Source organism: uncultured Aquimarina sp. (assembly GCF_947496855.1).
Classification (GTDB): domain Bacteria; phylum Bacteroidota; class Bacteroidia; order Flavobacteriales; family Flavobacteriaceae; genus Aquimarina.
Window position 1 is genome coordinate 1 of record NZ_CANMED010000005.1, and the last position, 24420, is coordinate 24420.

General features: G+C 33.2%; 21 protein-coding genes. 17 read left to right on the forward strand and 4 right to left on the reverse strand.

Features of this window, described 5'->3' with window-relative positions; genetic code table 11:
• Positions 1-2337: Ig-like domain-containing protein (locus Q0921_RS15065; protein WP_299258247.1), on the forward strand; the 2337-nt coding region annotated here is incomplete at its 5' end.
• A gap of 356 nt (positions 2338-2693) precedes the next feature.
• Here the strand turns inward: Q0921_RS15065 and Q0921_RS15070 are convergent.
• Positions 2694-3947, reverse strand: coding sequence for an ABC transporter permease (locus tag Q0921_RS15070; RefSeq protein ID WP_299258249.1), 1254 nt, complete (start codon positions 3945-3947; stop codon positions 2694-2696).
• 139 nt (positions 3948-4086) lie between these two features.
• Here Q0921_RS15070 and purH point away from each other — a divergent pair, with 139 nt between their 5' ends.
• From purH to rodA, 6 genes are all read left to right on the forward strand, one after another.
• Positions 4087-5619 carry a bifunctional phosphoribosylaminoimidazolecarboxamide formyltransferase/IMP cyclohydrolase gene (gene purH, locus Q0921_RS15075; protein WP_299258251.1) on the forward strand — a complete coding sequence of 511 codons (1533 nt, stop codon included), beginning with the start codon at positions 4087-4089 and terminating at the stop codon, positions 5617-5619.
• 43 nt (positions 5620-5662) lie between these two features.
• On the forward strand, positions 5663-6691 hold the full coding sequence (locus tag Q0921_RS15080; protein ID WP_118459234.1) for a rod shape-determining protein: 1029 nt from the start codon (positions 5663-5665) through the stop codon (positions 6689-6691).
• Positions 6692-6830: 139 nt separating this feature from the next.
• Positions 6831-7658 carry a rod shape-determining protein MreC gene (gene mreC / locus Q0921_RS15085; protein WP_299258253.1) on the forward strand — a complete coding sequence of 276 codons (828 nt, stop codon included), beginning with the start codon at positions 6831-6833 and terminating at the stop codon, positions 7656-7658.
• Positions 7651-8157 (forward strand): rod shape-determining protein MreD, encoded by a 507-nt coding sequence (mreD, locus tag Q0921_RS15090; RefSeq protein ID WP_299258255.1) that lies wholly within the window; start codon positions 7651-7653, stop codon positions 8155-8157. The genes mreC and mreD overlap by 8 nt, the downstream gene beginning before the upstream one ends.
• On the forward strand, positions 8154-10022 hold the full coding sequence (gene mrdA / locus Q0921_RS15095; RefSeq protein ID WP_299258257.1) for a penicillin-binding protein 2: 1869 nt from the start codon (positions 8154-8156) through the stop codon (positions 10020-10022). Before mreD ends, mrdA begins: the two co-directional genes overlap by 4 nt.
• On the forward strand, positions 10022-11275 hold the full coding sequence (rodA, locus tag Q0921_RS15100) for a rod shape-determining protein RodA (protein WP_299258259.1): 1254 nt from the start codon (positions 10022-10024) through the stop codon (positions 11273-11275). Before mrdA ends, rodA begins: the two co-directional genes overlap by 1 nt.
• Before the next feature lie 4 nt (positions 11276-11279).
• Here the strand turns inward: rodA and Q0921_RS15105 are convergent, their stop codons facing one another.
• Positions 11280-12083 carry a DNA/RNA non-specific endonuclease gene (locus Q0921_RS15105; RefSeq protein ID WP_299258261.1) on the reverse strand — a complete coding sequence of 268 codons (804 nt, stop codon included), beginning with the start codon at positions 12081-12083 and terminating at the stop codon, positions 11280-11282.
• Positions 12084-12554: 471 nt separating this feature from the next.
• Here Q0921_RS15105 and Q0921_RS15110 point away from each other — a divergent pair, with 471 nt between their 5' ends.
• The 4 genes from Q0921_RS15110 to Q0921_RS15125 all read left to right on the forward strand — a co-directional run bounded on the left by Q0921_RS15110 (position 12555) and on the right by Q0921_RS15125 (position 15107).
• Positions 12555-14150 carry a vitamin K epoxide reductase family protein gene (locus tag Q0921_RS15110; RefSeq protein ID WP_299258263.1) on the forward strand — a complete coding sequence of 532 codons (1596 nt, stop codon included), beginning with the start codon at positions 12555-12557 and terminating at the stop codon, positions 14148-14150.
• A 31-nt stretch (positions 14151-14181) separates the two neighbouring features.
• On the forward strand, positions 14182-14388 hold the full coding sequence (locus Q0921_RS15115) for a hypothetical protein (protein ID WP_299258265.1): 207 nt from the start codon (positions 14182-14184) through the stop codon (positions 14386-14388).
• 162 nt (positions 14389-14550) lie between these two features.
• Positions 14551-14757, forward strand: coding sequence for a hypothetical protein (locus tag Q0921_RS15120; protein ID WP_299258267.1), 207 nt, complete (start codon positions 14551-14553; stop codon positions 14755-14757).
• Between the two features lie 170 nt (positions 14758-14927).
• Positions 14928-15107: a hypothetical protein gene (locus tag Q0921_RS15125; RefSeq protein ID WP_299258283.1), complete on the forward strand. Its 180-nt coding sequence runs from the start codon at positions 14928-14930 to the stop codon at positions 15105-15107.
• Positions 15108-15201: 94 nt separating this feature from the next.
• Here Q0921_RS15125 and Q0921_RS15130 read toward each other — a convergent pair whose 3' ends face one another.
• Positions 15202-16314: an ABC transporter permease gene (locus Q0921_RS15130; RefSeq protein ID WP_299258285.1), complete on the reverse strand. Its 1113-nt coding sequence runs from the start codon at positions 16312-16314 to the stop codon at positions 15202-15204.
• Positions 16315-16323: 9 nt separating this feature from the next.
• Positions 16324-18459, reverse strand: a complete 2136-nt coding sequence (locus Q0921_RS15135) for a carboxy terminal-processing peptidase (RefSeq protein WP_299258287.1) — start codon at positions 18457-18459, stop codon at positions 16324-16326.
• A gap of 172 nt (positions 18460-18631) precedes the next feature.
• Here Q0921_RS15135 and surE point away from each other — a divergent pair, with 172 nt between their 5' ends.
• The 6 genes from surE to Q0921_RS15165 all read left to right on the forward strand — a co-directional run bounded on the left by surE (position 18632) and on the right by Q0921_RS15165 (position 24418).
• On the forward strand, positions 18632-19414 hold the full coding sequence (gene surE, locus Q0921_RS15140) for a 5'/3'-nucleotidase SurE (RefSeq protein ID WP_299258289.1): 783 nt from the start codon (positions 18632-18634) through the stop codon (positions 19412-19414).
• Positions 19407-19688 (forward strand): hypothetical protein, encoded by a 282-nt coding sequence (locus tag Q0921_RS15145; RefSeq protein ID WP_299258291.1) that lies wholly within the window; start codon positions 19407-19409, stop codon positions 19686-19688. The genes surE and Q0921_RS15145 overlap by 8 nt, the downstream gene beginning before the upstream one ends.
• 23 nt (positions 19689-19711) lie before the next feature.
• Entirely contained in the window at positions 19712-20821 is a 1110-nt protein-coding gene (gene lpxB, locus Q0921_RS15150) for a lipid-A-disaccharide synthase (protein ID WP_299258293.1), read from the forward strand.
• Between the two features lie 11 nt (positions 20822-20832).
• Entirely contained in the window at positions 20833-21348 is a 516-nt protein-coding gene (locus tag Q0921_RS15155) for a C40 family peptidase (protein ID WP_299258296.1), read from the forward strand.
• Between the two features lie 83 nt (positions 21349-21431).
• A complete protein-coding gene (locus Q0921_RS15160; RefSeq protein ID WP_299258299.1) occupies positions 21432-21986 on the forward strand; it encodes a hypothetical protein in 555 nt (184 codons plus the stop codon).
• A gap of 383 nt (positions 21987-22369) precedes the next feature.
• A complete protein-coding gene (locus Q0921_RS15165) occupies positions 22370-24418 on the forward strand; it encodes a ComEC/Rec2 family competence protein (RefSeq protein WP_299258301.1) in 2049 nt (682 codons plus the stop codon).
• Positions 24419-24420: the final 2 nt, after the last annotated feature.

Sequence of the window (24420 nt, forward strand, 5' to 3'; positions counted from 1 at the left end):
TCTGGAAATCTAACCTATACTCCTGCTGCAGATGCTAGTGGATCTGCAACAGTAAATGTAGTGCTATCTGATGATGGGGGAACTGCTAATGGAGGTGATGATACGTTTGCTACACAACAATTTACCATTACAGTAAATACCGTAAACGATGAACCAAGTTTTACAGCTGGTGCTAATGAAAGTATAAATGAAGATGCTAGTGCACAAACCGTAAATGGATGGGCAACTGCTATTGATGATGGAGACTCAGACGCTGCACAAACACTTACTTTTACAGTAACAAATGACAATAACGCATTGTTTAGCACACAACCAGCTATTAATGCATCCGGAAATCTAACCTATACTCCTGCTGCAGATGCTAGTGGATCTGCAACAGTAAATGTAGTGCTATCAGACGATGGGGGAACTGCTAATGGAGGTGATGATACGTTTGCTACACAGCAATTTACCATCACAGTAAATACTGTAAACGATGAACCTAGTTTTACAGCTGGTGCTAATGAAAGTATAAATGAAGATGCTGGTGCACAAACCGTAAATGGATGGGCAACTGCTATTGATGATGGAGACTCAGACGCTACACAAACTATTTCTTTTACAGTAACAAATGACAATAACGCATTGTTTAGCACACAACCAGCTATTGATGCAACTGGAAACTTAACGTACACTCCGGCTACAAATGCTAGTGGTTCCGCAACCTTAGATGTAGTACTATCTGATGATGGAGGTACAGCCAATGGCGGTGATGATACGTTTGCTACACAGCAATTTACCATCACAATAAATACCGTAAACGATGAACCAAGTTTTACAGCTGGTGCTAATGAAAGTATAAATGAAGATGCAGGAGCACAAACCGTAAATGGATGGGCAACTGCTATTGATGATGGAGACTCAGACGCTACACAAACACTTACTTTTACAGTAACAAATGACAATAACGCATTGTTTAGCACACAACCAGCTATTAATGCATCTGGAAATCTAACCTATACTCCTGCTGCAGATGCTAGTGGATCTGCAACAGTAAATGTAGTGCTATCTGATGATGGAGGTACAGCCAATGGCGGTGATGATACGTTTGCTACACAACAATTTACCATTACAGTAAATACCGTAAACGATGAACCAAGTTTTACAGCTGGTGCTAATGAAAGTATAAATGAAGATGCTAGTGCACAAACCGTAAATGGATGGGCAACTGCTATTGATGATGGAGACTCAGACGCTGCACAAACACTTACTTTTACAGTAACAAATGACAATAACGCATTGTTTAGCACACAACCAGCTATTGATGCATCTGGAAATCTAACCTATACTCCTGCTGCAGATACTAGTGGATCTACAACAGTAAATGTAGTGATATCAGACGATGGGGGAACTGCTAATGGAGGTGATGATACGTTTGCTACACAGCAATTTACCATTACAGTAAATGCTGTAAACGATGAACCAAGTTTTACTGCAGGTGCTAATGAATCCGTTAATGAAGATGCAGGAGCACAAACCGTCAATGGATGGGCAACTGCAATAAACGACGGGGATCCTGAAGCTACACAAACACTTACTTTTACAGTAACAAATAGTAACAATGCTTTATTTAGCACACAACCGGTTATTGATGTGATGGGTAATCTAACGTATACTCCTGCTGCAGATGTTAGTGGATCTGCAATAGTAAATGTAGTGCTATCAGACGATGGAGGTACAGCCAATGGCGGTGATGATACGTTTGCTACACAGCAATTTACCATTACTATTGCTGATGCTACATCTCCGACAGTAGGTATTACTTCTACAGAACCTAATCCCACTAGTAACTCCTCATTTGAGGTAACTATTGGTTTTGATGAAGACGTAGTTGGTTTTGATTTAACGGACATCATTGTCGGAAACGGAACAGCCACTAATCTTACCGGTGGAGGATTGTCTTATAATGCTACAATTACTCCAACTATTTCGGGAATAGTAACTGTTGATATAAATGCAGATAGTGTAACCGATTTAGCCGGTAATGGAAATACAGCTGCAACTCAATTTAGTATTAATTTTGACACTACATTAGGTATAGATGATGAAATATTGGCAAATGGACTTACTGTTTATCCTATACCATCTAACAATACCATTAACATAACTGGAGAAATTAGTTTAGCTATAAAGCGTGCTGATATTTTTGATATTCAAGGAAAATTAGTGCTTTCTCAGAAATTGAATACAAGCAGTGTTATCAATACGATTGATATTTCTTCAATTCGTTCAGGTTTCTACTTAATGACTATTCATTCTGAAACAGGATCTGCAACTAAAAGAATAATTAAGCAGTAAAGGTACTTTTAATTTAATATTTAAAAAGTCGAGGTTTCACCTCGACTTTTTTTATCTGCAAGAATTCATAAACCAAAAAAAATAACTCTCAAATGATTTATGCGTAATAGTAAAAGCATCACAACTATATCGAATAAGAATACGTTATTATAAACAAGTATTTCTACCTATTTCCTTAACCTTTGATTCATAGTACCTTTGAACTATGACAATAACTATAATGGCCCCAAACAAAAAAAGAAATATTATGATGAAAGTAATTCCGATTGCCGTTTTGGTAATCATTCTGATCGCTCTAGTTATGAATATTTACCTATTATCGAGATTTGTATAAAAACTCAAGAGATTTATATATTTTACATTCCTGTTCTGATAGCCTCTACAGGATCTAACCTGGCAGCCATCCAAGCTGGAAAAATACCTGCAACCAAACCTATTAAGGTTGACCAAAACATTCCCCAAAACATATTGGAAGTAGAAAGTATAAATTCGAAATCGCCTGTCATGCTAGAAGCTCCTTTTGAGATTAACCAAACCAAAATTAACCCTATTAATCCTCCAAAAACTGCAAGTATTACCGCTTCAAATAAAAACTGAAGTAAAATAAATTTCCTTTTAGCTCCCAATGCTTTTTGAATTCCAATGAGATTAGTTCGTTCCTTTACACTAACGAACATTATATTGGCTATACCAAAACCACCAACCAACAGAGAAAACATACCAATAAAACCACCTATTTGAGACATGGTCCCTGTTATGTTATCTATAAAATCGGTAAACCCTTGTAACTGATTTATGAAAAAATCATCAATTTCATCAGGTTTTAAACCTCTATAAGAACGAACTTTTTGAGTTAAGGAAGCCACAAATTCTGGAACATCACTTCCCGTTTCGGGTTTAATAATGATCATAGGAAACGTAAACTTATTATTATCTCCATAAATTCTTCTCACAAGATTAACAGGCAATATTGCTGAAGTATCTTTGGATTCTCCAAAAAGACCACTCCCTTCTTTCTTTAAAACACCTATTACCGTAAACTTTCTACCATACACACGAATTTTTTTACCAATAGGATCACTGGTGTCAAATAAACTTTTGGCAATCTCATCTCCGATTACAATAACAGGAGCTCCACCATTGGACTCTTGTTCATTAAAAAACCTACCTTTAACTACCTGCAATTCTTCTATATCATAATAATCGTGAGTAACAGGAGCCATGCTCACATTACTAATGCTTTTATCATTGTATTTTATAACCTCCTGACCAACATTCAATAAAAAACTCGCTGCCTTCAGATCGGGCATCGTTCTTTTAACAAGTTGATATTCTTCAAAAGTAACATCCGGAAATTGTTCTCTTTTCCAATCAGGCACATCTGTAGGACCAAACGAAACTCTGGTAAGATATATAGTACTATTATCCAAAGAACTAATACTGCCCTTTATTTCTTTTTCCAAAGAATCAACAGCAGCAAGAACTCCAATGATGGAGAAAATACCAATCGTCACTCCTAACAAAGAAAGAAAAGTTCTTAATTTATTATTTCTAAGAGCATTAATCGCAAAATTAAAACTCTCTTTTAATACTCTAAGATAGATAAGCATGTGCTATTTTTTGAACAATATAAAGATAGGACGTTTTCCTTATAATTTTGTTACAAAATATCTAAAACAATTACTGATAATGGGTTGTCTAATTGGTAACTAAATTGCTACTTTTGCATTTTACTAACTAAAAACTGTCATGAGCAACACAAAAACCGCTAAATCTGCATTAATTTCCGTATTCAGTAAAGATGGATTGGCACCTATCGTAAAAAAATTAGATGAACTTGGTATTACTATTTATTCTACAGGTGGTACTGAAAAATTCATAAAAGATCAAGGAGTTAAGGTCATCCCAGTAGAAGATGTCACTTCATACCCTTCAATTCTTGGCGGAAGAGTAAAAACATTACACCCTAAAGTGTTTGGAGGAATCCTGAATCGTCAAAATAACGATAGTGATGTTGCAGAACTTGAGCAGTATGAAATTCCACAGATTGACATTGTAATTGTCGATTTATACCCTTTTGAAAAAACAGTTGCTTCTGGAGCTTCAGAGCAAGATATTATTGAAAAAATAGACATAGGAGGGATTTCTTTAATTAGAGCAGCTGCTAAGAATTTTGTTGATGTAACCTGTGTAGCTTCAGTTGATGACTATGCAGAGTTTTTAGAAATTATTTCTGAAGGTAATGGTAGTATTTCTCAAGAAGATCGTAAACGTTTTGCTGCAAAAGCTTTTAATATTTCTTCGCATTATGACAGTGCTATTTTTAATTATTTCAACAGTGATCACGAAATTGCTTCACTTAAAATAAGTGAGACCAAAGGAAAAGTATTACGCTACGGAGAAAATCCGCACCAAAAAGGGTTTTTCTTTGGAGATTTTGATGGAATGTTTGAAAAACTACACGGTAAGGAGTTATCATATAACAACCTTCTTGATGTAGATGCCGCTGTAAATTTGATGAATGAATTTAAAGGGGATGCACCAACTTTTGCAATCCTTAAGCACAACAATGCATGTGGTTTAGCGCAGCGCTCTAACGTGCATCAAGCATATATAGATGCATTAGCAGGTGACCCTGTTTCAGCTTTTGGCGGAGTACTGATTAGTAATTCTGAAATTGATACCGCTACCGCAGAAGAAATTCATAAATTATTCTGTGAAGTAGTAATCGCTCCTTCATATAGTGATAAAGCTTTAGAAATTTTAAAAGGAAAGAAAAACAGAATTATTCTGATTCAAAAAAATATTGAGTTGCCAAAAACGCAAGTTCGTTCTTGTCTTAATGGGGCTTTAGTGCAAGATAAAGACTTAAAAACTGATTCGAAAGAAGATTTAAAAACGGTGACTAAAGTTGCTCCAACCGATGCACAGGTAGACGATTTATTATTTGCTTCTAAAATTTGCAAGCATACCAAATCCAACACTATTGTGTTTACTAAAGGAAAGCAATTATTAGCAAGTGGAACAGGTCAAACATCTAGAGTTGATGCTTTAACACATTCTATTGAAAAAGCAAAATCATTCAATTTTGATCTTGACGGAGCTGTGATGGCAAGTGATGCGTTCTTCCCATTTCCTGATTGTGTGGAACTTGCAGACAATGCCGGAATCAAAGCTGTAATACAACCAGGTGGTTCTATAAAAGATCAATTGAGTATAGATTACTGTGATGCAAACGGAATTGCAATGGTAATGACCGGAACACGTCATTTTAAACATTAATTTTAGTACATTTACTCAATTCTAACCCTTTTTATTGTTTTATATGGGATTTTTCGACTTCTTTACTGAAGAAATTGCTATAGATTTAGGTACTGCGAACACCTTAGTTATTCATAACGATAAGGTGGTGGTCGATAGTCCATCTATTGTTGCTCGTGATATTGTTACGGGAAAAATAATTGCTGCTGGTAAAGAAGCGGCAATGATGCAAGGAAAAACACACGAAAATATAAAAACCATTCGACCACTTAAGGATGGAGTAATTGCAGATTTTGATGCCAGTGAAAAAATGATAAGTATGTTTATCAAAGATATTCCAGCATTGAAGAAAAAAATATTTACTCCTGCCCTGCGCATGGTGATCTGTATTCCTTCTGGTATTACCGAAGTAGAGATGCGAGCTGTAAAAGAAAGTGCAGAGCGTGTTAATGGTAAAGAAGTATATCTTATTCACGAGCCTATGGCAGCAGCTATTGGTATTGGTGTTGATATTATGCAACCTAAAGGGAATATGATTGTAGATATCGGTGGAGGAACAACTGAGATTGCTGTAATTGCTTTGGGAGGAATCGTTTGTGACAAATCCGTAAAGATTGCGGGTGATGTTTTCACAAACGATATCATATACTATATGCGTACACAACACAATTTATACGTAGGTGAACGTACTGCAGAAAAAATAAAAATACAAATAGGCGCAGCTACAGAAGACTTGGAATTACCGCCAGAAGAAATGAATGTTCAGGGGCGAGATCTTCTAACAGGAAAGCCAAAACAAGTACAGATTTCATTCCGTGAGATTGCAAAGGCTCTAGACAAATCAATTCTTAGAATTGAAGATGCAGTTATGGAAACACTATCTCAAACCCCTCCAGAACTTGCAGCAGATATATACAATACTGGAATTTACTTGGCAGGTGGAGGATCTATGCTAAGAGGACTTGACAAAAGATTATCTCAAAAAACCGATTTACCAGTTTATATTGCTGAAGACCCTTTAAGAGCGGTAGTTAGAGGAACAGGGATTACTCTGAAAAATATTAATCGTTATAAAAGCGTATTGATTAAATAATAGTTTTCAGAAAATTATAATTAGAATATACCTAAAATCTATTTTTTACGTTATTCTCCTTTGATTGTTTTTAATTATATCAAAACACTATTAAATAATAACGAGATCATTATTTTTAGAATTTAGTACCTCATAACCCATGCAGCAGATTATTAATTTTTTAATACGGAATAAAAACTTCCTATTATTTCTGCTTCTACTATTTTTATCCCTCATTCTAACTATACAATCACATAGTTATCATAAAAGTAAATTTATAAGTTCTACTAATTTCCTTACAGGTGGAGTTTATGGATGGAGATATTCTATAAATAACTATTTTGGACTTAAAAGTAAAAATGAGCGCTTACTAAAAGAAAATGAACAACTACGAAATCAAATAAGTTGGCTTACTGCAGACACCATTGCTACAAAGTTTATAGACACTACATCATTTAGCAAACCTTTTACTTTCATAAAGGGAAACGTATTCAAAAATGATTACAGCAAAATAGACAATTACATTTTAATTAATAAAGGAGAAAAAGATGGAATTGAAGAAGACATGGGAGTCATTACCGATAAAGGTATTATTGGTATTGTAGAAAACACTTCAAAAAACTACAGTAGAGTTATTTCTATTTTAAACAGCAACTCCAAAATTAATGCCGGTTTAAAAAATTCTAATCAATATGGGTCATTAGTCTGGAATGGTAAAGATCCTAATGTCGTGCAATTAGAAACTGTACCTAGACAAGCAGTTTTACAAAAGGGAGACACTATCGTTACCAACGGTCGTTCAACTATATTCCCACGTGGAATAGGAATTGGCACCATACTAAATTATAGGTTGGATCAAAATCAAAGTTATTTTTTAATTGACATACAACTATTTAATGACATGACTGATATTGGGTTCCTATACGCCATAAAAAGTAATGATGTTTTGGAAATCAAGTCTTTAGAAAAACCAAAAACAGATGAATAACAACATCCTTTTATACATTGGCAGATTCTTTAGCTTGGTTTTAGTTCAGGTTTTCATTCTCAATCATATTAATTTTCTGGGATACCTAAATCCATACATCTATATTATTTTTATATTATTAGCCCCAATTAATATAAACAAAAGCTTATTCCTTTTTCTTAGCTTTATTCTAGGGCTTACGATAGATATGTTTGGAGATTCTGGAGGTGTTCATGCTACAGCATGTTTAGTTATAACTTATATTCGTCCAGTTATTTTAAGATCGGTTTTTGGCTTAAGCTATGAATTTCAAACCGTTAAGTTAAGCAAAGTTGGTTTTGGACAGCGATTAGCATATGTAACTTTGATGGTTTTTATGCATCATATTATACTTTTTTCATTAGAAATATTTAACTATTCTCATACACTATTAATAGCAAAAAAAACGTTATTTTCTAGTCTATTCTCAATCATCGTAATTATGTTGGTTTTGGTATTGTTTAGAAGAAAAGATTCATGAGAAAATTATTACTTTATCTTATTATAATGAGCACTGGTATTATTTTTATTGCCAGACTCTTTTATCTGCAAATTTACAACACTTCTTTTTCCGCTCTCTCAGATGATAATGCTATCAAAGTGCTATATGATTATCCTCAGCGAGGAGCAATTTACGACAGGAATGGCAAACTTTTGGTAACTAACCAACCATCGTATGATGTTATGGTAATACCTAGAGAATTAAAACCTTTTGATACGTTAGAATTTTGTTCTATCCTTAAAATAACAAAAGAGAAGCTTGTAAAACAATTGCATAAAGCCAGAGTTTATTCTCCTCGTGTTCCTTCTGTAGTTATCCCTCAGTTAACAAAAGATGAGTATGCTTATTTACAGGAAAAAATGAGAAAATTTGATGGGTTCTATATCCAGAAACGTTCTCTTAGAGACTATCACACGGTAAATGCATCTAATGTACTCGGATATATTGCAGAAGTAAATGATGGATTAATAAAAAAAGATCCTTATTATCTTTCTGGTGATCTCATTGGAATGCAAGGTGTAGAAAAACAATATGAAAACGAACTTAGAGGAATAAAAGGAATTAAACGTATTCAAAAAGATAGATTTAACCGAGATATTGGTCCCTATAAAAACCGTAAATATGACACACTACCTGTTAATGGAAAAGATCTGACTATTACTATTGATGAGGAATTACAGGCATATGGACAAAAGCTAATGGAGAATAAACGTGGTGGTATCGTAGCACTAGATCCTTCTACCGGAGAAATCCTTACTTTAATTACTGCTCCAAGTTATAAACCAGAATTATTAGTAGGACGAAAAAGATCTCCCAATTACACAAGACTACATTATGATTCTATTTCCAGACCATTATTTGATCGAGGTGTAAAAGGTGAATATCCTCCGGGATCTCCATTCAAAGCTATTACTGCGCTAATTGGATTACAGGAAGGCGTTGTAGACACTAAAGAAAGCTTTTCCTGTAATCACGGGTTTCGATATGGAAAAAAGGCCAAACTTGGATGTCACTCTCATAGAAGCCCATTAAGCATGATACCAGGAATTGCACAATCCTGTAATGCATATTTTGCTAATGTATACCTAAGAAGCATTAACAAATACGATACTCCACAAGAAGGCATTGATAGCTGGGAAAAGCACGTAGAAAGCTTTGGGTTAGGAAATTATTTAGGCAACGATTTATCTAGTGGTAGTAAAGGCTTAGTACCCGATTCTAAATTTTATAACAAACAATTTAAATATCCTAAGTATAAATGGTATGCCACGGCTACCATATCAAATGCTATAGGTCAAGGAGCTGTATCCGCAACACCTATACAATTAGCTAATATGACTGCTGCTATAGCTAATAGAGGCTATTATTTCACACCTCATATTATCAAGGCCATTGACGGTCAACCGATAGAAATAGAAAACTTTACGAAGCCAAAATATACCACCATCAATAAAGAACATTTTGAACCAGTAATAGAAGGAATGTATCAGGTATACACCCAAGGTACTGCAAGATCATTACAGGTAGAAGGTATACAAATATGCGGTAAAACAGGTACTGCGGAGAACTACACTAGGATTAATGGCGAACGCATGCAACTTACAGATCATTCCGTTTTTGTAGCTTTTGCTCCTAAAGAAGATCCTAAAATAGCCATTGCAGTTTTTATCGAAAATGGATATTGGGGATCTAGATATGCCGGTAAGATCGCTAGTTTAATGATAGAAAAACACATAAAAGGCCCCATATCTAGGACAGATCTCGAGGATTGGGTATTAACTCATAGTCTTGAAGAGGAATATGCGAAACCATATAGCGGTGAACCTTTTAAAATTAACCAATAATGGCTAGATCTACTATTGTAGCCATAGATTGGTTAACCGTACTTATATTTTTATTATTAATCGGTTTTGGATGGGTAAATATATATTCTGCATCTTATGATGATGAAATTTTCTCTCTAACTGATTTTTCCCGACCATACGTAAAACAATTATACTGGATCGCCCTAAGCGTCATCATTATAATTATTACTCAAGCTATTGAAACCAAATTTTACGAACGATTTGCCGGTCTAATTTTTGTGATATCATTAGCCTCACTTCTAGGTCTTTTTATATTCGGAAAAAATGTAAATGGAGCTACATCCTGGTATGCCTTTGGTCCCGTTGGATTACAACCATCAGAATTTGCAAAAGCGGCCACGGCATTGGCCTTAGCAAAGTTCTTAAGTGATATGCAAACCAATATTAATTTGATTAATCATCAACTAAGAGCATTCTTAATTATAGCGCTACCTGCATTAATTATCATTCCTCAACCGGATCCTGGAAGCGCATTAGTATATGCTGCGTTTTTCTTTCCGTTATATAGAGAAGGCCTAGCAGCCACCTATCTAATTATTGGAGCATCTTCTGCTGCCCTATTCATACTAACTTTATTATTTACACCTTTATGGGTAGTTCTTGGGATTGGAGCCGTTATGCTGTTAATTCTAATTAAAAACAGGAAACAAAAACCAAGATATTCAAGATACTTACTCACCATTATTGTAATTACAGGATTTTGCTTTTCTGTAAACTATATTTTTAATAATGTTTTCGAACAAAGACATCGAGATCGTTTTAATATTGTTCTGGGAAAAGAAGTAGATTCTAAAGGTATTGGTTATAACACAAATCAAAGTCAAATAGCTATAGGTAGCGGAGGATGGACCGGAAAAGGATGGAAAGAGGGCACACAAACTAAGGGTGGTTTTGTACCAGAACAACATACAGATTATATTTTTAGCACGGTCGGAGAAGAGTGGGGTTTTCTTGGCGCATCTGCAGTGATTATACTATTTGCAGGCTTACTTATAAGACTCCTGTATTTAGCCGAACGACAGAAATCTCAATTCAGTAGAGTTTATGGATATAGCGTAGTAGGTATTCTATTTGTACATTTTGTAGTAAATGTAGGGATGGTTACAGGCTTATTTCCTACAGTAGGAATTCCACTTCCATTTTTTAGCTATGGTGGTTCTGGATTATGGGGATTCACACTACTCCTTTTCATCTTTATTAAACTTGATGCTAACCGAGTGAACGAATGGTAGTCATTTAGAATTTCCAGCCATTCTTATTAGAAGATGCTTCAAGTCTAGTTTCTATAGTATCTGGTAATTCCTGGAAGAAATCAATCCCCGTTAATTTTTCAATACTGTCAGTAGTAACAACAAAATCTTCTAATGGTTTATCCGTATCCTTATGAGGCATCAAAAATGCTATCATTTTTAAGTTTTGAGAGTTTTTATTGAGAATTACTTTATAAAAATATTTTGGCACAGAAACCGCTTCATAACCAATTGTCTCAAGATTATCAGTCAAAACCCCACCAGTTACTACATAAACACCATCGTACTTACTTGCCCAATATCTAACTTTTTGTTCTAGACTATTCCAAATACCAGCATTAAATTGGTGATTTTGAGGGGAAACATTAGATGTGAAAAAAGTTTCCTCAAAAGCATCATATGAAAATCTTCTGTCTCCTGCAGGACATAAATGACCTCTGTCATACCCAGAATTTTTATAGTTTCTCCAATCTGCTGAAGACGACCTCACCTTATTGTCTACTTCAAAAAACGGTCTCTTAAATTCATTTTTGACAAGATGTTCTTTTTTTAATTCATAAGCCACCCATTCTGGTTGTTCGTGTTTTTCAGAATAGGATAAAGAGTAGTTATCATGAGACACTACAACATCAGTTGTGGATGTCGGAAGATAAAAAAAACTAAGCTCTTTATTTTTACCCATCTGTTCAGTAGCTTCATTCATTTCAGCTACATCTATATTTTTTTCTATGTAATAGAAGCCAACAGTAACAATAAGAACCAATAACGGATATATAAACTTTCTTTTCAAATTTCAATTTTTTTATAATTTTTCAACAATCGATGCACAAAAGTATCAAAATCGACCCATATTCGGATATGGTTTAATTTTTTTAAACCATAATTAATCAAGAAAGTTATCGTCAGTTATTGAATGAAGCGTAAAGTGTCGAGTAAAATCAAAATTTAACACAAATCAAACGCTGGGTCTTAAGAGTGTTCTTTAAAATCATAAATAATTGATATACAATATTTTAATATATAAAATTAACATAAATAAACTCTAAAATTACGGTTATTCCATTTCTATTTTATGTAGTATCCACGTCGAGTATACGTTTTAAAATCTCTAATTTAGAAGGCTTTTAATTTTGAAAAATTATTTTTCAAAATATCTGATAGAAAAAAATTCATTAGATAAGTTGATATAGGGGCGATCAACTTTTATAGTATCTTTATCAGAAGTTAAGCACACGAAAACAAAATCATCTCAAAAGGATACATGAAAAATAACATTGAAAATATAGTTGAAACTGTTTTAATTCAAAATAGGATTAGCGACTACGACAAAAAGGATTTAGAATTACAATTACAGATACATCCCAATTACCCAAGTTTTCAATCTATTACAGATACACTAGATTATTTTAATATCGACAATATAGCTGTTGAAGTTCCTATAGAAGCTTTGGACCAACTCCCTAAAAGCTTTGTTTCATTAGTACAAAAGGAGAACGCAGAGGAGATTGTTTCCGTTATTAATAAAAATGGTAGTATTCAATTGAAACATACGGATCTTGAAAATACAAAATTTACATATGAAGAATTTAAAAAAATATGGGTTCCTAAGGTAATAGCCGTAGAGCATAACTCTGGAAAAAGTGCTGTTTTCTCAAAAGAATCTCTTATTCAGAATATTCTGTTTGGAGCTTTATTGGTAAGTTCAATTGTAGCCTTAGTCTTTAAACCATTTGATCTTTATCAAATACTATTTTTATTATTATCGATCTCCGGAGTTGTTTTTAGTCTTTTTGCCGTTAGAGAAAGTCTAGGCATACAATCTAATACTATGCATCAGTTTTGTACATCCGTAGGAAATTCTAACTGCGGAGATGTAATTAATAACAACACAGGAAAATTATTTAAGAATTTTTCTTTAGCAGATGCGAGTATTGTATTTTTCGGTATTCTCACTATATATCAACTATTTTATGGCTTTGATAGCACATTGTTATTACCAACACTTATCGGCATTCCTTTTATTGCGTATTCCATTTATTCCCAAGCATTTATTATAAAAAAATGGTGCGCAATATGTATTGCCATTAGCGCCATTTCTACTGGTTTAATTGTAGTTGCTTTGCTCGGTCTTGCTTTTAACTTTAGCTTAGTATCAATTGCTGCTTTTGTCATGGTTTCTGCACTAGCTACATTAGGCTATATTCATATTAAAGAGAATATGGTCGAGAATAAAGATTACAAAAGCGATAATATAAAGCTTAATCACTTTAAGCGTGATAGACAGATATTTGATCATTTATTAAGTATATCGGATAAAATAGAAGATAATACTTCAATTACAAATGAAATTATTCTAGGTAACCCTAATGCAAAATTTAAAATTACAAGTCTAACGAATCCAATGTGCGGTTTCTGTAAAGGCGCTTTTGAAGCCTACACACGCGTATTAAGAACAATGAGCGAGCAATTACAAATCGTTATACGATTAAAAGTATCATTAGATGATCTTGATAATCAAGCGACCCAAATAAGTTTACGATTAATGGAAATATATCACGATAACGGATCTGATAGTTTTATTTATGCATATAGCGAATGGTTTAATGATAGGACTTTCAGTACTTGGATAAAAAAATATGGAACTCCAAAAAACAGTGAGCACCATATTGAAGTTCTCAAAAATCAATCCGAATGGGCAGAAAAGAATAATCTATTCTATACTCCTGCTTCTCTTATAAACACCTCTATATACCCTAAAAAATATAGCTATGATGAATTTTTTCACTTTACTAGCATGATGATTGAAAATCAAAATGAGCACGATTATGAAATAGAAGAAAAATCAGTGGGTGTTTAATTGAAACACAATCCAACTTAAATCTAATTATATGTTATCAAAAATTCTATCAGTAAAAGGTGTTCAGGAACTGAACAAAAAACAACAAAGATCAGTAAAAGGAGGAATTACACTTCCTTCATCAGATGATTGTGGATGTATTGTTATGGGACGTAACGGATATCTTGAAATTATCGCAGTATCATGTAGCAGTACGTGCCCTGATGGTACTGATCCAATTGGTGGTTTAGGATTCTAAACCCTTATGGGTTTCCAAACCCGGAAACGAAACTTTTCTTTTAGAAAAGCTTTATTATGAAAAGAAGTATTGTATACTCTTTTTCTTCACACACTCACTCAGATATTTCCCCGAATATCTTTAAACTTTCGGGGATTTTTTTTAACTCTTAAACCTATAATTATGTTGCAATCAATTTTAAACCTTACAAAAGTTAGAAAATTAAACAAAATACAACAAAAATTAATTTCTGGAGGGTACATCCCTACCTTAGAACAATTCTGTTGTGGACCTCGTTCACAAGGGTGGTGGATTCAACAATATCCTTTTTTAGGAAATGACCCATATTATACTTGTTCAGACAATGTATGTAATGGAGGAGCTTGGTAAGCTATAATTTTTAAACAGAAAATAACTTAATACCAATTAAATAAAATATAGACTGTTTTGTCTTCTCAGTGATCAATTCGATTATAGAGAAGAACACTAGTGTGGTTCTTTATTGCGACGCTTGTTGGATTTACCGCCTTTCAATATCAAAACTCAAAAACCTAAAAATCATGAAACAAATTAAAATGTTAGAAGGAGCTAAATCACTCTCTAAGAAACAACAACAGGATATAACCGGTGGAGTATATATTCTTACTAAAAATCAAAATAGAAGAGGTCGTTGTGATCCTGCATTAAGTTGTTGCTATCACAATGGATATACATGGGTACAAGGACCTCCTTGTTTTTAAAAAGTAATTCGTTTTACTAAACAACAAAACACAATGTTTTGTATACAAGAGACTGAACTATTTGTTTTTAACTCATAATTCAGTCTTTTTTTGTTTACCCCTTTACGTCCAATGCATCTCTTAATGCATTACCGATAAGCATAAACGCCATAACAAGACTCATAATACCTAAACCAGGTATAATTGCCAAGTAAGCTTTTCCTAGAATGATATAAGAATAATGATCTTTAATCATAGCTCCCCAACTAGCCATTGGAGGTTGGGCCCCTATACCTAAGAAGCTCAATCCACTTTCTATTAAAATTGCTCCAGCAAAATTCGCAGCAGAAATTACAATTACCGGTGCTAAACTATTTGGTAACACGTGTTTTGTTATGATCCTAAAATGATCATACCCCAATGCTTTTGCAGCAGTTACATATTGCATTTGCTTTATACTTAAAACTTGCCCTCTAACGACTCTAGCCACCTCTACCCACATCGTAAGCCCAACGGCTATGAAAACCTGCCAGAAACCTTTTCCTAAAGCTAATGTAATAGCTATAACCAAAAGTAAGGTAGGTATAGACCAGGTTACATTAATCAACCACATAATTAAAACATCTGCCTTACCTCCAAAATAACCTGCTATGGCACCTAAAGATATCCCTAACAGCAAAGAAATCAATACCGCGACAAAACCTATTGAAAAAGAAATTCGAATTCCGATAAGCATTCTACTAAGTAAATCTCTTCCATATTTATCAGTACCCAAAATAAAGGTTCGACTTTTAATAAATTCTTGTTCGATTTCTTCTTTCTGAAAGTGATCAGGAAAACTTGCGAATTCAATATTTTTAGTAATCCCTGTAAGCTCTCCTTCGGTATACGGAGTAATTTCTATCGATGTTTCTTTGAACCTATACGCTTCAATAGGGATTTCGGTATCCATGTTTTTAGTGCCAAAGAATACTTTATCCAAGTAAGATTGATCATATCCTGTTCCAGAAGGTATTGTTAACATTTTTACAGAAAAACCCGGCCCTTTGGAATGAATGGATAAATGCATCTGATTTGCATTCTTAGAATTATCAGGTGCCAGCACATAGGCCATAATAGCGAATAATGCACAAATAACAATAAACCAAAAACTCAAAACGCCCCAAAAATTCTTCTTGAACTTTTGGAGCGCTAACTTTGATAATGAATTTGATTTTGTATTTTGCATTAAAGCAAATTAATTCTTTAGAGTAAGTGGATTTTTTGATTTACGTATATTGTTGATCTTCATATCCTCAAGTACACTCAACGCCTCCTCTACATAAACGTCTTTACTTAGGCTTTTATGCCATCTATTTCTCTTTTCTTTAAGGATGGAATCTTTTGCCATAAGATCTTTTTCATATGGTAATGATTCAAAAGTAAGATTAGTTTTGTAATCGTTTAGGCGCTCAAAACGTTCTGCTTGTTTTTCGTTTAATTCGATATTGGCTTTGTATTCATTATAATTTAATGAATATTTATTTATATCTCTCTTTTCTCTTACCCACTTAGCATTTTCTTCAATCAGTTTTAATTGCTCATTAGTAGCCATACGAGCTTTACTATTATTAATAGTTTGATTAAAATCAATATAACCATCCCACAAACTATAATCTGCAGCTGGGATTTTATCCCAAGGAAGTGGATTTTCCTGATCTTTTTCTCCTATATCAATATAACTATAGCGATCTGGAACTACCACATCACTCTTCACTCCTTCTAATTGAGTAGAACCACCATTTACACGATAAAATTTCTGAGTTGTTAATTTTAATGCTCCTAAGTCTCCAAAATCATTACTGCGCATCCATCGATTAAGGTCCATAACATTCTGTACAGTTCCTTTTCCATAGGTTTGCTTACTTCCAATGATAATTGCCCTCTTATAGTCTTGCATTGCAGCGGCTAAAATCTCTGAAGCTGAAGCAGAAAGTTCATTAACCAAAATAACTAATGGGCCATCCCATAAAATATTTCGATCTTTATCACTTAAAACCTCTGGAGATTCTCCTTTCGTTCTAACCTGAACAATAGGTCCTTTATCAATAAATAAACCTGCAATATCTACTACAGTCTGTAAAGATCCTCCTCCATTATCTCTAAGATCTATAACAAGACCTTCCATGTCCTGTTCTTTAAGACGAATAATTTCTTGTTTTACATCTTTTGCAGCATTACGCTGGTTGTAATCTTGCATATTAAAATAGAATTTCGGCAAATTGATTATACCAAAATTCTTATCATTTTTCTTAACTACAGAAGACTTTGCATAGGTCTCCTCTAGTTCAACAACATCTCTCACAATCTCGACATTCTCTATTGTTCCATCTACTTTCTTAACAGTTAAGACAACCTTAGTTCCTTTAGGACCTTTGATCAGACTAACTGCGTCATCAAGCCTCATCCCCACGATGCTTACAGGTTCGGTTTCCTCCTCTTGTTTTACTTTCATAATGAGATCTCCCACCTCTACTTTGTTACCTCTCCAAGCAGGTCCCCCAGAAATAATTTCAACAATTTTTACATTGTCATTTTTTTTCTGCAATCTAGCACCTATTCCTTCTAACTTACCAGACATGGCAATATCAAAGCGATCTTTATCTTGTGGAGCAAAATAGTATGTATGTGGATCAAATTCTTCTACTATAGAATTGATATAGATAGAAAACCAATCTTTTCTCTCTAGATCATCAGCAAACTCGAAATATTCTTTTAATGAAGTCTTTGTTAATTCACGAGATTCTTCTTCTAACAGTACAGCAGATTTTCTTTCAAACTCTTTATTTTTTGTTATAGAATCTACTTGTTCATCAACTTTGTCGTAATAACTGGATAATGCATTGAACTTTAGCTGTAATCTCCAGCGGTTCTTCATTTCCTCTTTATTACTAGCGTATGATAATTTATCATAATCTGTATTTATATCTTCCTTCTTTTCGAAATTAAAAGGTTGTTCTAATATTTCCTTATACAAAGATCTGGCCTCAGTCATTCTTTGTTGCAGTCTTTCATACGTAAGATTAAAGAAATCGATTTCCTTATCTCTGATTTGATCATCGATTAAAGCTTCAAATTTCTTAAATTCTTCTATATCACTTTTATAAAAATATCGTTTTAAAGGATCTAATGCATCTATATAATCAACAAAAACATTCTTAGAGAAATCATCATTAATATCCTTTGCATCATAATGACCTTTACTTAATACATAACTAATTAAATCAATCAGTATTCGATCTTTATCAGGATCATCGTCAACTTTTGTTGTAAAGCTACAAGAAGCAGCTGATACAATTATGGTAAGCATTAATACCAAAAAACTCTTTTTCATACGCTCATTTTTAATTTAGGGGATGTCTATGGCAAAATACACTAAAAATCGTGCCAATATCACGTAATAATACTAAATTTTTCTTAAAAGAACTAATAATCTACACTACTGATTATGAATAATATATTTAGAATAAAAAAAATGTATTTTTACCAGTGAAAAAAACAATTCTATGTCACAAAGAAAACCGTTGATTTTAGTCACTAATGATGATGGTATTACGGCTCCTGGAATAAGGACTCTGATTAGCATCATGAATGAAATCGGCGACGTATTTGTGGTGGCTCCCGACAGCCCTCAGAGTGCTATGGGTCACGCAATTACAATCAACAGCACTTTATACTGTGATCCTATCACTATTGACAAAAATGCACCCCAGAAGGAGTATAGTTGTTCTGGAACTCCTGTGGACTGCGTCAAAATGGCAACCAGAGAGATATTGAAACGAAAACCAGATTTATGTGTTAGTGGAATTAATCATGGATCTAATTCTGCTATTAATGTAATTTATTCAGGTACAATGAGTGCGGCTGTAGAGGCTGGAATCGAAGGGATTCCTGCCATTGGTTTTTCTTTATTGGATTATAGTATGAATGCCAACTTTGAGCCTTCTAAAAAGTTTGTAAAAGCAATCGTAGAAAATGTACTTAAAAATGGACTACCAAAAGGCATTGTTCTCAATGTTAATATCCCAAAGTTAGAAGAAAAAGACATAAAAGGTGTAAAAGTTTGTAGACAAGCAAATGCTCATTGGGTAGAAGAATTTGATAAAAGAACTAATCCTATGGGAAGAGATTATTATTGGCTGTCAGGAAAATTTATTAATGAAGATAAAGGGGAAGACACTGATGAATGGGCATTACACAATGGGTATGTTTCCATTGTTCCCACGCAATTTGATCTTACCGCACACCATTTTATACAAGAACTAAACAACTGGCCATTACATGATTAAAAAAGAAATTCTTATTGGTTTTTTTACAGGAATATTTGCGAATAGTGTTGGTATCATTTTATACATCTTATTATTTTCTGATTTGAGTATCATCGAAACATTAAAAGCTGCACAAGAAAATAATTTCCTAGGAAGTTTAATCGCTTTAGGAGCAATTCTTAATTTGATAATTTTCTTTTTATTTTTAAAACAAAACAAACCATACAGAGCACGTGGCGTGCTTCTTGCTACACTTATAGCAGCTGTTTGTATAGCAATTAGTAAATTTAGTTAATACATGAAGAAAGTATATTGAAGATGAAATATTATCTTATTGCAGGAGAAGCATCCGGTGATTTACATGGTGCCAACCTTATGAAATCAATTCTTAAAGAAGATCCCGACGCAGAATTCAGGTTTTGGGGAGGAGATTTAATGCAATCAGTAGGTGGTACTATGGTTCTGCATTACAAAGAAAGAGCCTTTATGGGGTTTTTCGAAGTTATTCTAAATCTCTTTAAAATTTTAGGCTTTATAAAACAATGTAAAAAAGACATTGAACGATATAATCCAGAGGCACTTATTTTAATAGATAACTCAGGTTTCAATCTTCGTATTGCCGAATGGGCTAAGCCAAAAGGTTATATTACTCATTACTATATTAGTCCCCAAGTATGGGCATCAAGAGCTGGAAGAGTGAAAACTATCAAGGCTAATGTAGATCATATGTATGTCATTCTACCATTTGTGTCTGATTTTTATAAAAAATATAACTATGAGGTAAATTTTGTTGGACATCCACTTATAGACGCTATTGCTGACCATCATCAAGTAACACCAAATCTTTTTAAAAAACAATATCAATTAGATGAGCGGCCAATTATTGCAATATTACCTGGAAGTAGAAAGCAAGAAATAAAAAAGATGCTGGAAGTCATGCTCAGTGTAGTTGATGATTTCCCATCTTATCAATTTGTAATTGCCGGCGCTCCTAGCCAAGAGGAGAAATTTTATGAGCCTTTTATAAAAAAAGAAGGAGTACATTTAATTATGAATCGTACTTATGATATTTTAAGTTTAAGTAATGTAGCTTTAGTAACTTCTGGAACCGCAACACTAGAAACTGCATTATTTAAAGTTCCACAAGTTGTTTGCTATAAAGGAAATACCATTTCATACCATATTGCCAAAAGAATTGTCAATCTGGAGTATATTTCTTTAGTAAATTTAATAATGGACAAACCTGTCGTTGCAGAGCTAATTCAAGATGATTTTAACACAAAAAAATTAAAAGAAGAGCTCACAAAAATATTAGATGATTATAACAGAGCTGTCATGTTTTTAGATTATTATGATTTAGAAAAAAAGCTTGGCGGAAAAGGAGCTAGTGATAAAACTGCTAACCTAATTGTAGAAACCACAAAATAAAGCACCCAAAAATGAATAAGTTATTTTATTTTTTACTTATAATTTGCATAACACTTTCTTCTTGTGGAGGTGCTAAAAAGAGTACTTCTGTTACTCATAGATCTAAAAACACGTCTAGCAAGAAAACACGAGTAAATCCTAAAGGTAAAAAGATCAAAAGTATTATAAACTATGCCAAAACTTTTGAAGGAACCCGATATAAATACGGAGGAACTACTAAAAAAGGAATGGATTGTTCGGGATTGATGTATACTTCATTTAAGAAAGGAGAAGTTGTGCTTCCTAGAACATCTAGAGCTATGTATAAGCAGGGAAATAAGGTTTCTCTAAAAAATGTAACAGTTGGAGATCTTTTATTTTTTAAAACTAATAAAAATAAAAATGTTATAAATCATGTAGGACTGGTAGTAGCTACTGGAAAACGTATTGAATTCATACACGCATCTGTTTCTAAAGGAGTGACTATATCAAATCTGGAAGAAAGATATTGGAATAAATGTTTTGCAGGCATTAGAAGAATTTTATAATAAAAAAATCTATTTCTTATTGACTTTTTTATTATAATCCCCCAAATACTTTTATATTAGTATACTACAAAATCATTTTTATTATGGAATACTCTTTAACACCTTCAGAAGTAAAAAAAATTATCGATGCCAAAGTAAATGGAGAAGAATACAATGAAGAACAATTTATTTACTACCATCTGAATAGAAATCTTTTTAATGTAAAAAAAGAGGTTACCACACTGACCCATTTGATGAGTAATAAATTTAGAGACAATAGAGGGTTCATTTGGGAGGAAGCTCCAAGATTTAAAAATTGGTTTCATACTCCTAAACCACAATATTTTGGTAGTCTTCTAGGATTTCAACCTTATAGTAGAAAATTCTTACGCCCTGATAATGAAACTGGTATTGGTGGTGAATTTGAAATGATCATCCGTCATGATGGAAAAAGAATAGATGCACTAACACACGAAGGGTATCAAGAAACCTATAACTTTGGTCCAACATCAAATTCGTCTCTACACATTCTTCTTGATGTGGATCCTCATGGTCCAAATCCCGATTACACTGTAAAAATTGATACCGGAAGAGTCACGATTATAAACAGAGAAATGAAATTAACAAGAAGAGGTCTAAGACCTGTTAATAGACAATAATTAATAAAAATAAATTATCAATTTCATAATATCTCTTAAAAGTACATACAGGGTATAAAAGGTTTTAGACACAAATTGCCGCAATTATCGCTTTAATTTAATATAGTCGTTGCTATTTAATCAAAAAAACTTTCCCTTCTTTAAATCTTACTTTTCGAGAAGATGCTCAAAAAATGCTCACCTTAAGGACAATTTATATTGGATATATCTCTATATATTGATCAAAAAAACATGTTGAAATTATCTACGTTAATCTAAACTAGAAACTTCTTTTATAACTTCTTTATCAAAAAAACCAAGATTTTACTGGTAACATATGCCTCTTAGATAACACGATTAATTGTAGGGACTAAAAACCCTCCACAATTAATCCTTTAGACTCTGTGCATAAATTACTTAATATTCCTTTTCTGATTCTTACTTTTTCATTGATCATTGGAATCGTCTTTGGTTATTACACTTCGATTAACCTTAGTTTAGCCATCATATCCCAAACAATAATTGTTATAGGTTTAGCAATCTCCTGGTGGCATGCAAAAAAGACATTTCGTAGCTCTTACACTTTTAGTGTTTTTGTAATCATTACTTTTATTTTTTTCGGAATTATCTTAGTACAAATTCACCATCCTAAAAACAGCTCTAACCATTACACGAACCTATCTCCAAAGGAATACCACGAAACTCCAGTAACTATTCGTTTTTACATTAAGGAGAGACTAAAACCCACCTCCTACTATGAAAAGTATATAATTACTGTTCAATCAATCGAAAACAAAAATGTAACAGGAAACCTGTTATTACAAATACCTAAAAACAGCATACAGCAGGCATTTATTACCGGAGAGTCCTATATAACATATACTCAAATATCACCTATACCAAAACCCTTAAACCCTAATCAATTTGATTATGCACATTATTTATCCAAACAATATATTTTTCATAAAGTCACAACGGATCATAGCCAGTTAATACACACGAACACTTCCGTATTTTCTATCTATCGTATAGCCGCTTTTATTAGAACCGACATTAATCAAAAACTTACCAATTATCATTTTAACCAAAAACAATTATCAATTATCAATGCATTACTATTAGGACAAAGACAACAAATTGATAATGAAACCTTTGCTGATTATAGAGATGCGGGAGCTATTCATATCCTTGCAGTTTCTGGTTTACATGTTGGCATACTTCTAATAATACTAAATCTTATTCTTAAACCTCTAAACCGATTTAGGAAGAATGGTAAGATTATCAAAACCATTATTATCATTTTATTACTTTGGTGTTTTGCAATTATGGCTGGTTTATCTCCATCGGTTCTTAGAGCCGTAACTATGTTTTCTTTTATCGCTATAGGAATGCATATTCGATCCAAAACGAGTATCTATAACGCACTAACTGTATCTATGTTTATTCTATTATGCATGCGCCCGTTATTATTATTTTCCGTTGGGTTTCAATTAAGTTATTTAGCTGTATTTACAATTGTTTGGATACAACCATCTTTTGTGAAGTTGTATAGTCCTAAATTTTATATTGATAGAATACTATGGGAAACCTTCACGGTTACAATAGCTGCTCAACTTGGTCTCTTACCTATAACATTATTTTATTTTCATCAGTTCCCTCTTTTATTTTTTATTGCGAACCTCATCATCATTCCTGTATTAGGCATCATACTTGGCTTTGGGATACTAGTAATCGTATTAGCGGAAGTCCAGATACTACCAAATTGGATTGCAGCCTCCTTTGGAACTTGTATCGATGCAATGAATACCATTGTCCATTGGGTTTCAAAACAGGAAGATTTTTTACTTACAGAAATTCCATTTTCGTGGAGAATGCTCGTAATTGGATATATTCTTATAATTTCATTAATATTTATGTTCAAAAAGTTTAAACCAAAGAGCATCATAGCAGTTATAGTAAGTATAGTTTTTTTATTGGTTAATTTGATTTATGAAAAACAACAAAATATTGAGAAAGAAGAGCTTATTATTTTTCACAACCAACGAAACACAACTTTAGGTATTCTGCAAAACCAATATCTCACTATTTACAGTAAAGATTCTGTTTCCACAATCTCCAAAAAATTTTTACTTAATGGTTATTTGATTGAAAATAATTCACGATTTACAGTTAATAAAAAACTAAACAATATTTATAACTATAAAGAGAAAACGATACTAATAATAGATAGTATGGGTATTTATAATATCAAAAAATTACACGCCGATGTCGTTATTTTAACCAACTCTCCAAAAATCCATTTAAACAGGGTAATTGAAACGCTTCAACCCAAACAAATTATTGCGGATGGAAGTAACTACAAAAGTTATCTTGATCAATGGGAATTAACTTGTACACAAAAAAAAGTCCCTTTTCATCGCACTGATAAAAAGGGAGCATATATTTTTAAATAAAT

Bases quoted from the DNA above. Each gene is read 5' to 3' on its own strand.
- Q0921_RS15115 (WP_299258265.1), top strand. From the start codon at position 14,182: ATGTTATCAAAAATTCTATCAGTAAAAGGTGTTCAGGAACTGAACAAA.
- mreC (WP_299258253.1), top strand. From the start codon at position 6,831: ATGCAGCAGATTATTAATTTTTTAATACGGAATAAAAACTTCCTATTA.
- purH (WP_299258251.1), top strand. From the start codon at position 4,087: ATGAGCAACACAAAAACCGCTAAATCTGCATTAATTTCCGTATTCAGT.
- mrdA (WP_299258257.1), top strand. From the start codon at position 8,154: ATGAGAAAATTATTACTTTATCTTATTATAATGAGCACTGGTATTATT.
- Q0921_RS15130 (WP_299258285.1), bottom strand. From the start codon at position 16,314: ATGCAAAATACAAAATCAAATTCATTATCAAAGTTAGCGCTCCAAAAG.
- surE (WP_299258289.1), top strand. From the start codon at position 18,632: ATGTCACAAAGAAAACCGTTGATTTTAGTCACTAATGATGATGGTATT.
- lpxB (WP_299258293.1), top strand. From the start codon at position 19,712: ATGAAATATTATCTTATTGCAGGAGAAGCATCCGGTGATTTACATGGT.
- Q0921_RS15125 (WP_299258283.1), top strand. From the start codon at position 14,928: ATGAAACAAATTAAAATGTTAGAAGGAGCTAAATCACTCTCTAAGAAA.
- Q0921_RS15145 (WP_299258291.1), top strand. From the start codon at position 19,407: ATGATTAAAAAAGAAATTCTTATTGGTTTTTTTACAGGAATATTTGCG.
- mreD (WP_299258255.1), top strand. From the start codon at position 7,651: ATGAATAACAACATCCTTTTATACATTGGCAGATTCTTTAGCTTGGTT.
- Q0921_RS15110 (WP_299258263.1), top strand. From the start codon at position 12,555: ATGAAAAATAACATTGAAAATATAGTTGAAACTGTTTTAATTCAAAAT.
- Q0921_RS15070 (WP_299258249.1), bottom strand. From the start codon at position 3,947: ATGCTTATCTATCTTAGAGTATTAAAAGAGAGTTTTAATTTTGCGATT.
- Q0921_RS15120 (WP_299258267.1), top strand. From the start codon at position 14,551: ATGTTGCAATCAATTTTAAACCTTACAAAAGTTAGAAAATTAAACAAA.
- Q0921_RS15160 (WP_299258299.1), top strand. From the start codon at position 21,432: ATGGAATACTCTTTAACACCTTCAGAAGTAAAAAAAATTATCGATGCC.
- Q0921_RS15135 (WP_299258287.1), bottom strand. From the start codon at position 18,459: ATGAAAAAGAGTTTTTTGGTATTAATGCTTACCATAATTGTATCAGCT.
- Q0921_RS15155 (WP_299258296.1), top strand. From the start codon at position 20,833: ATGAATAAGTTATTTTATTTTTTACTTATAATTTGCATAACACTTTCT.
- rodA (WP_299258259.1), top strand. From the start codon at position 10,022: ATGGCTAGATCTACTATTGTAGCCATAGATTGGTTAACCGTACTTATA.
- Q0921_RS15080 (WP_118459234.1), top strand. From the start codon at position 5,663: ATGGGATTTTTCGACTTCTTTACTGAAGAAATTGCTATAGATTTAGGT.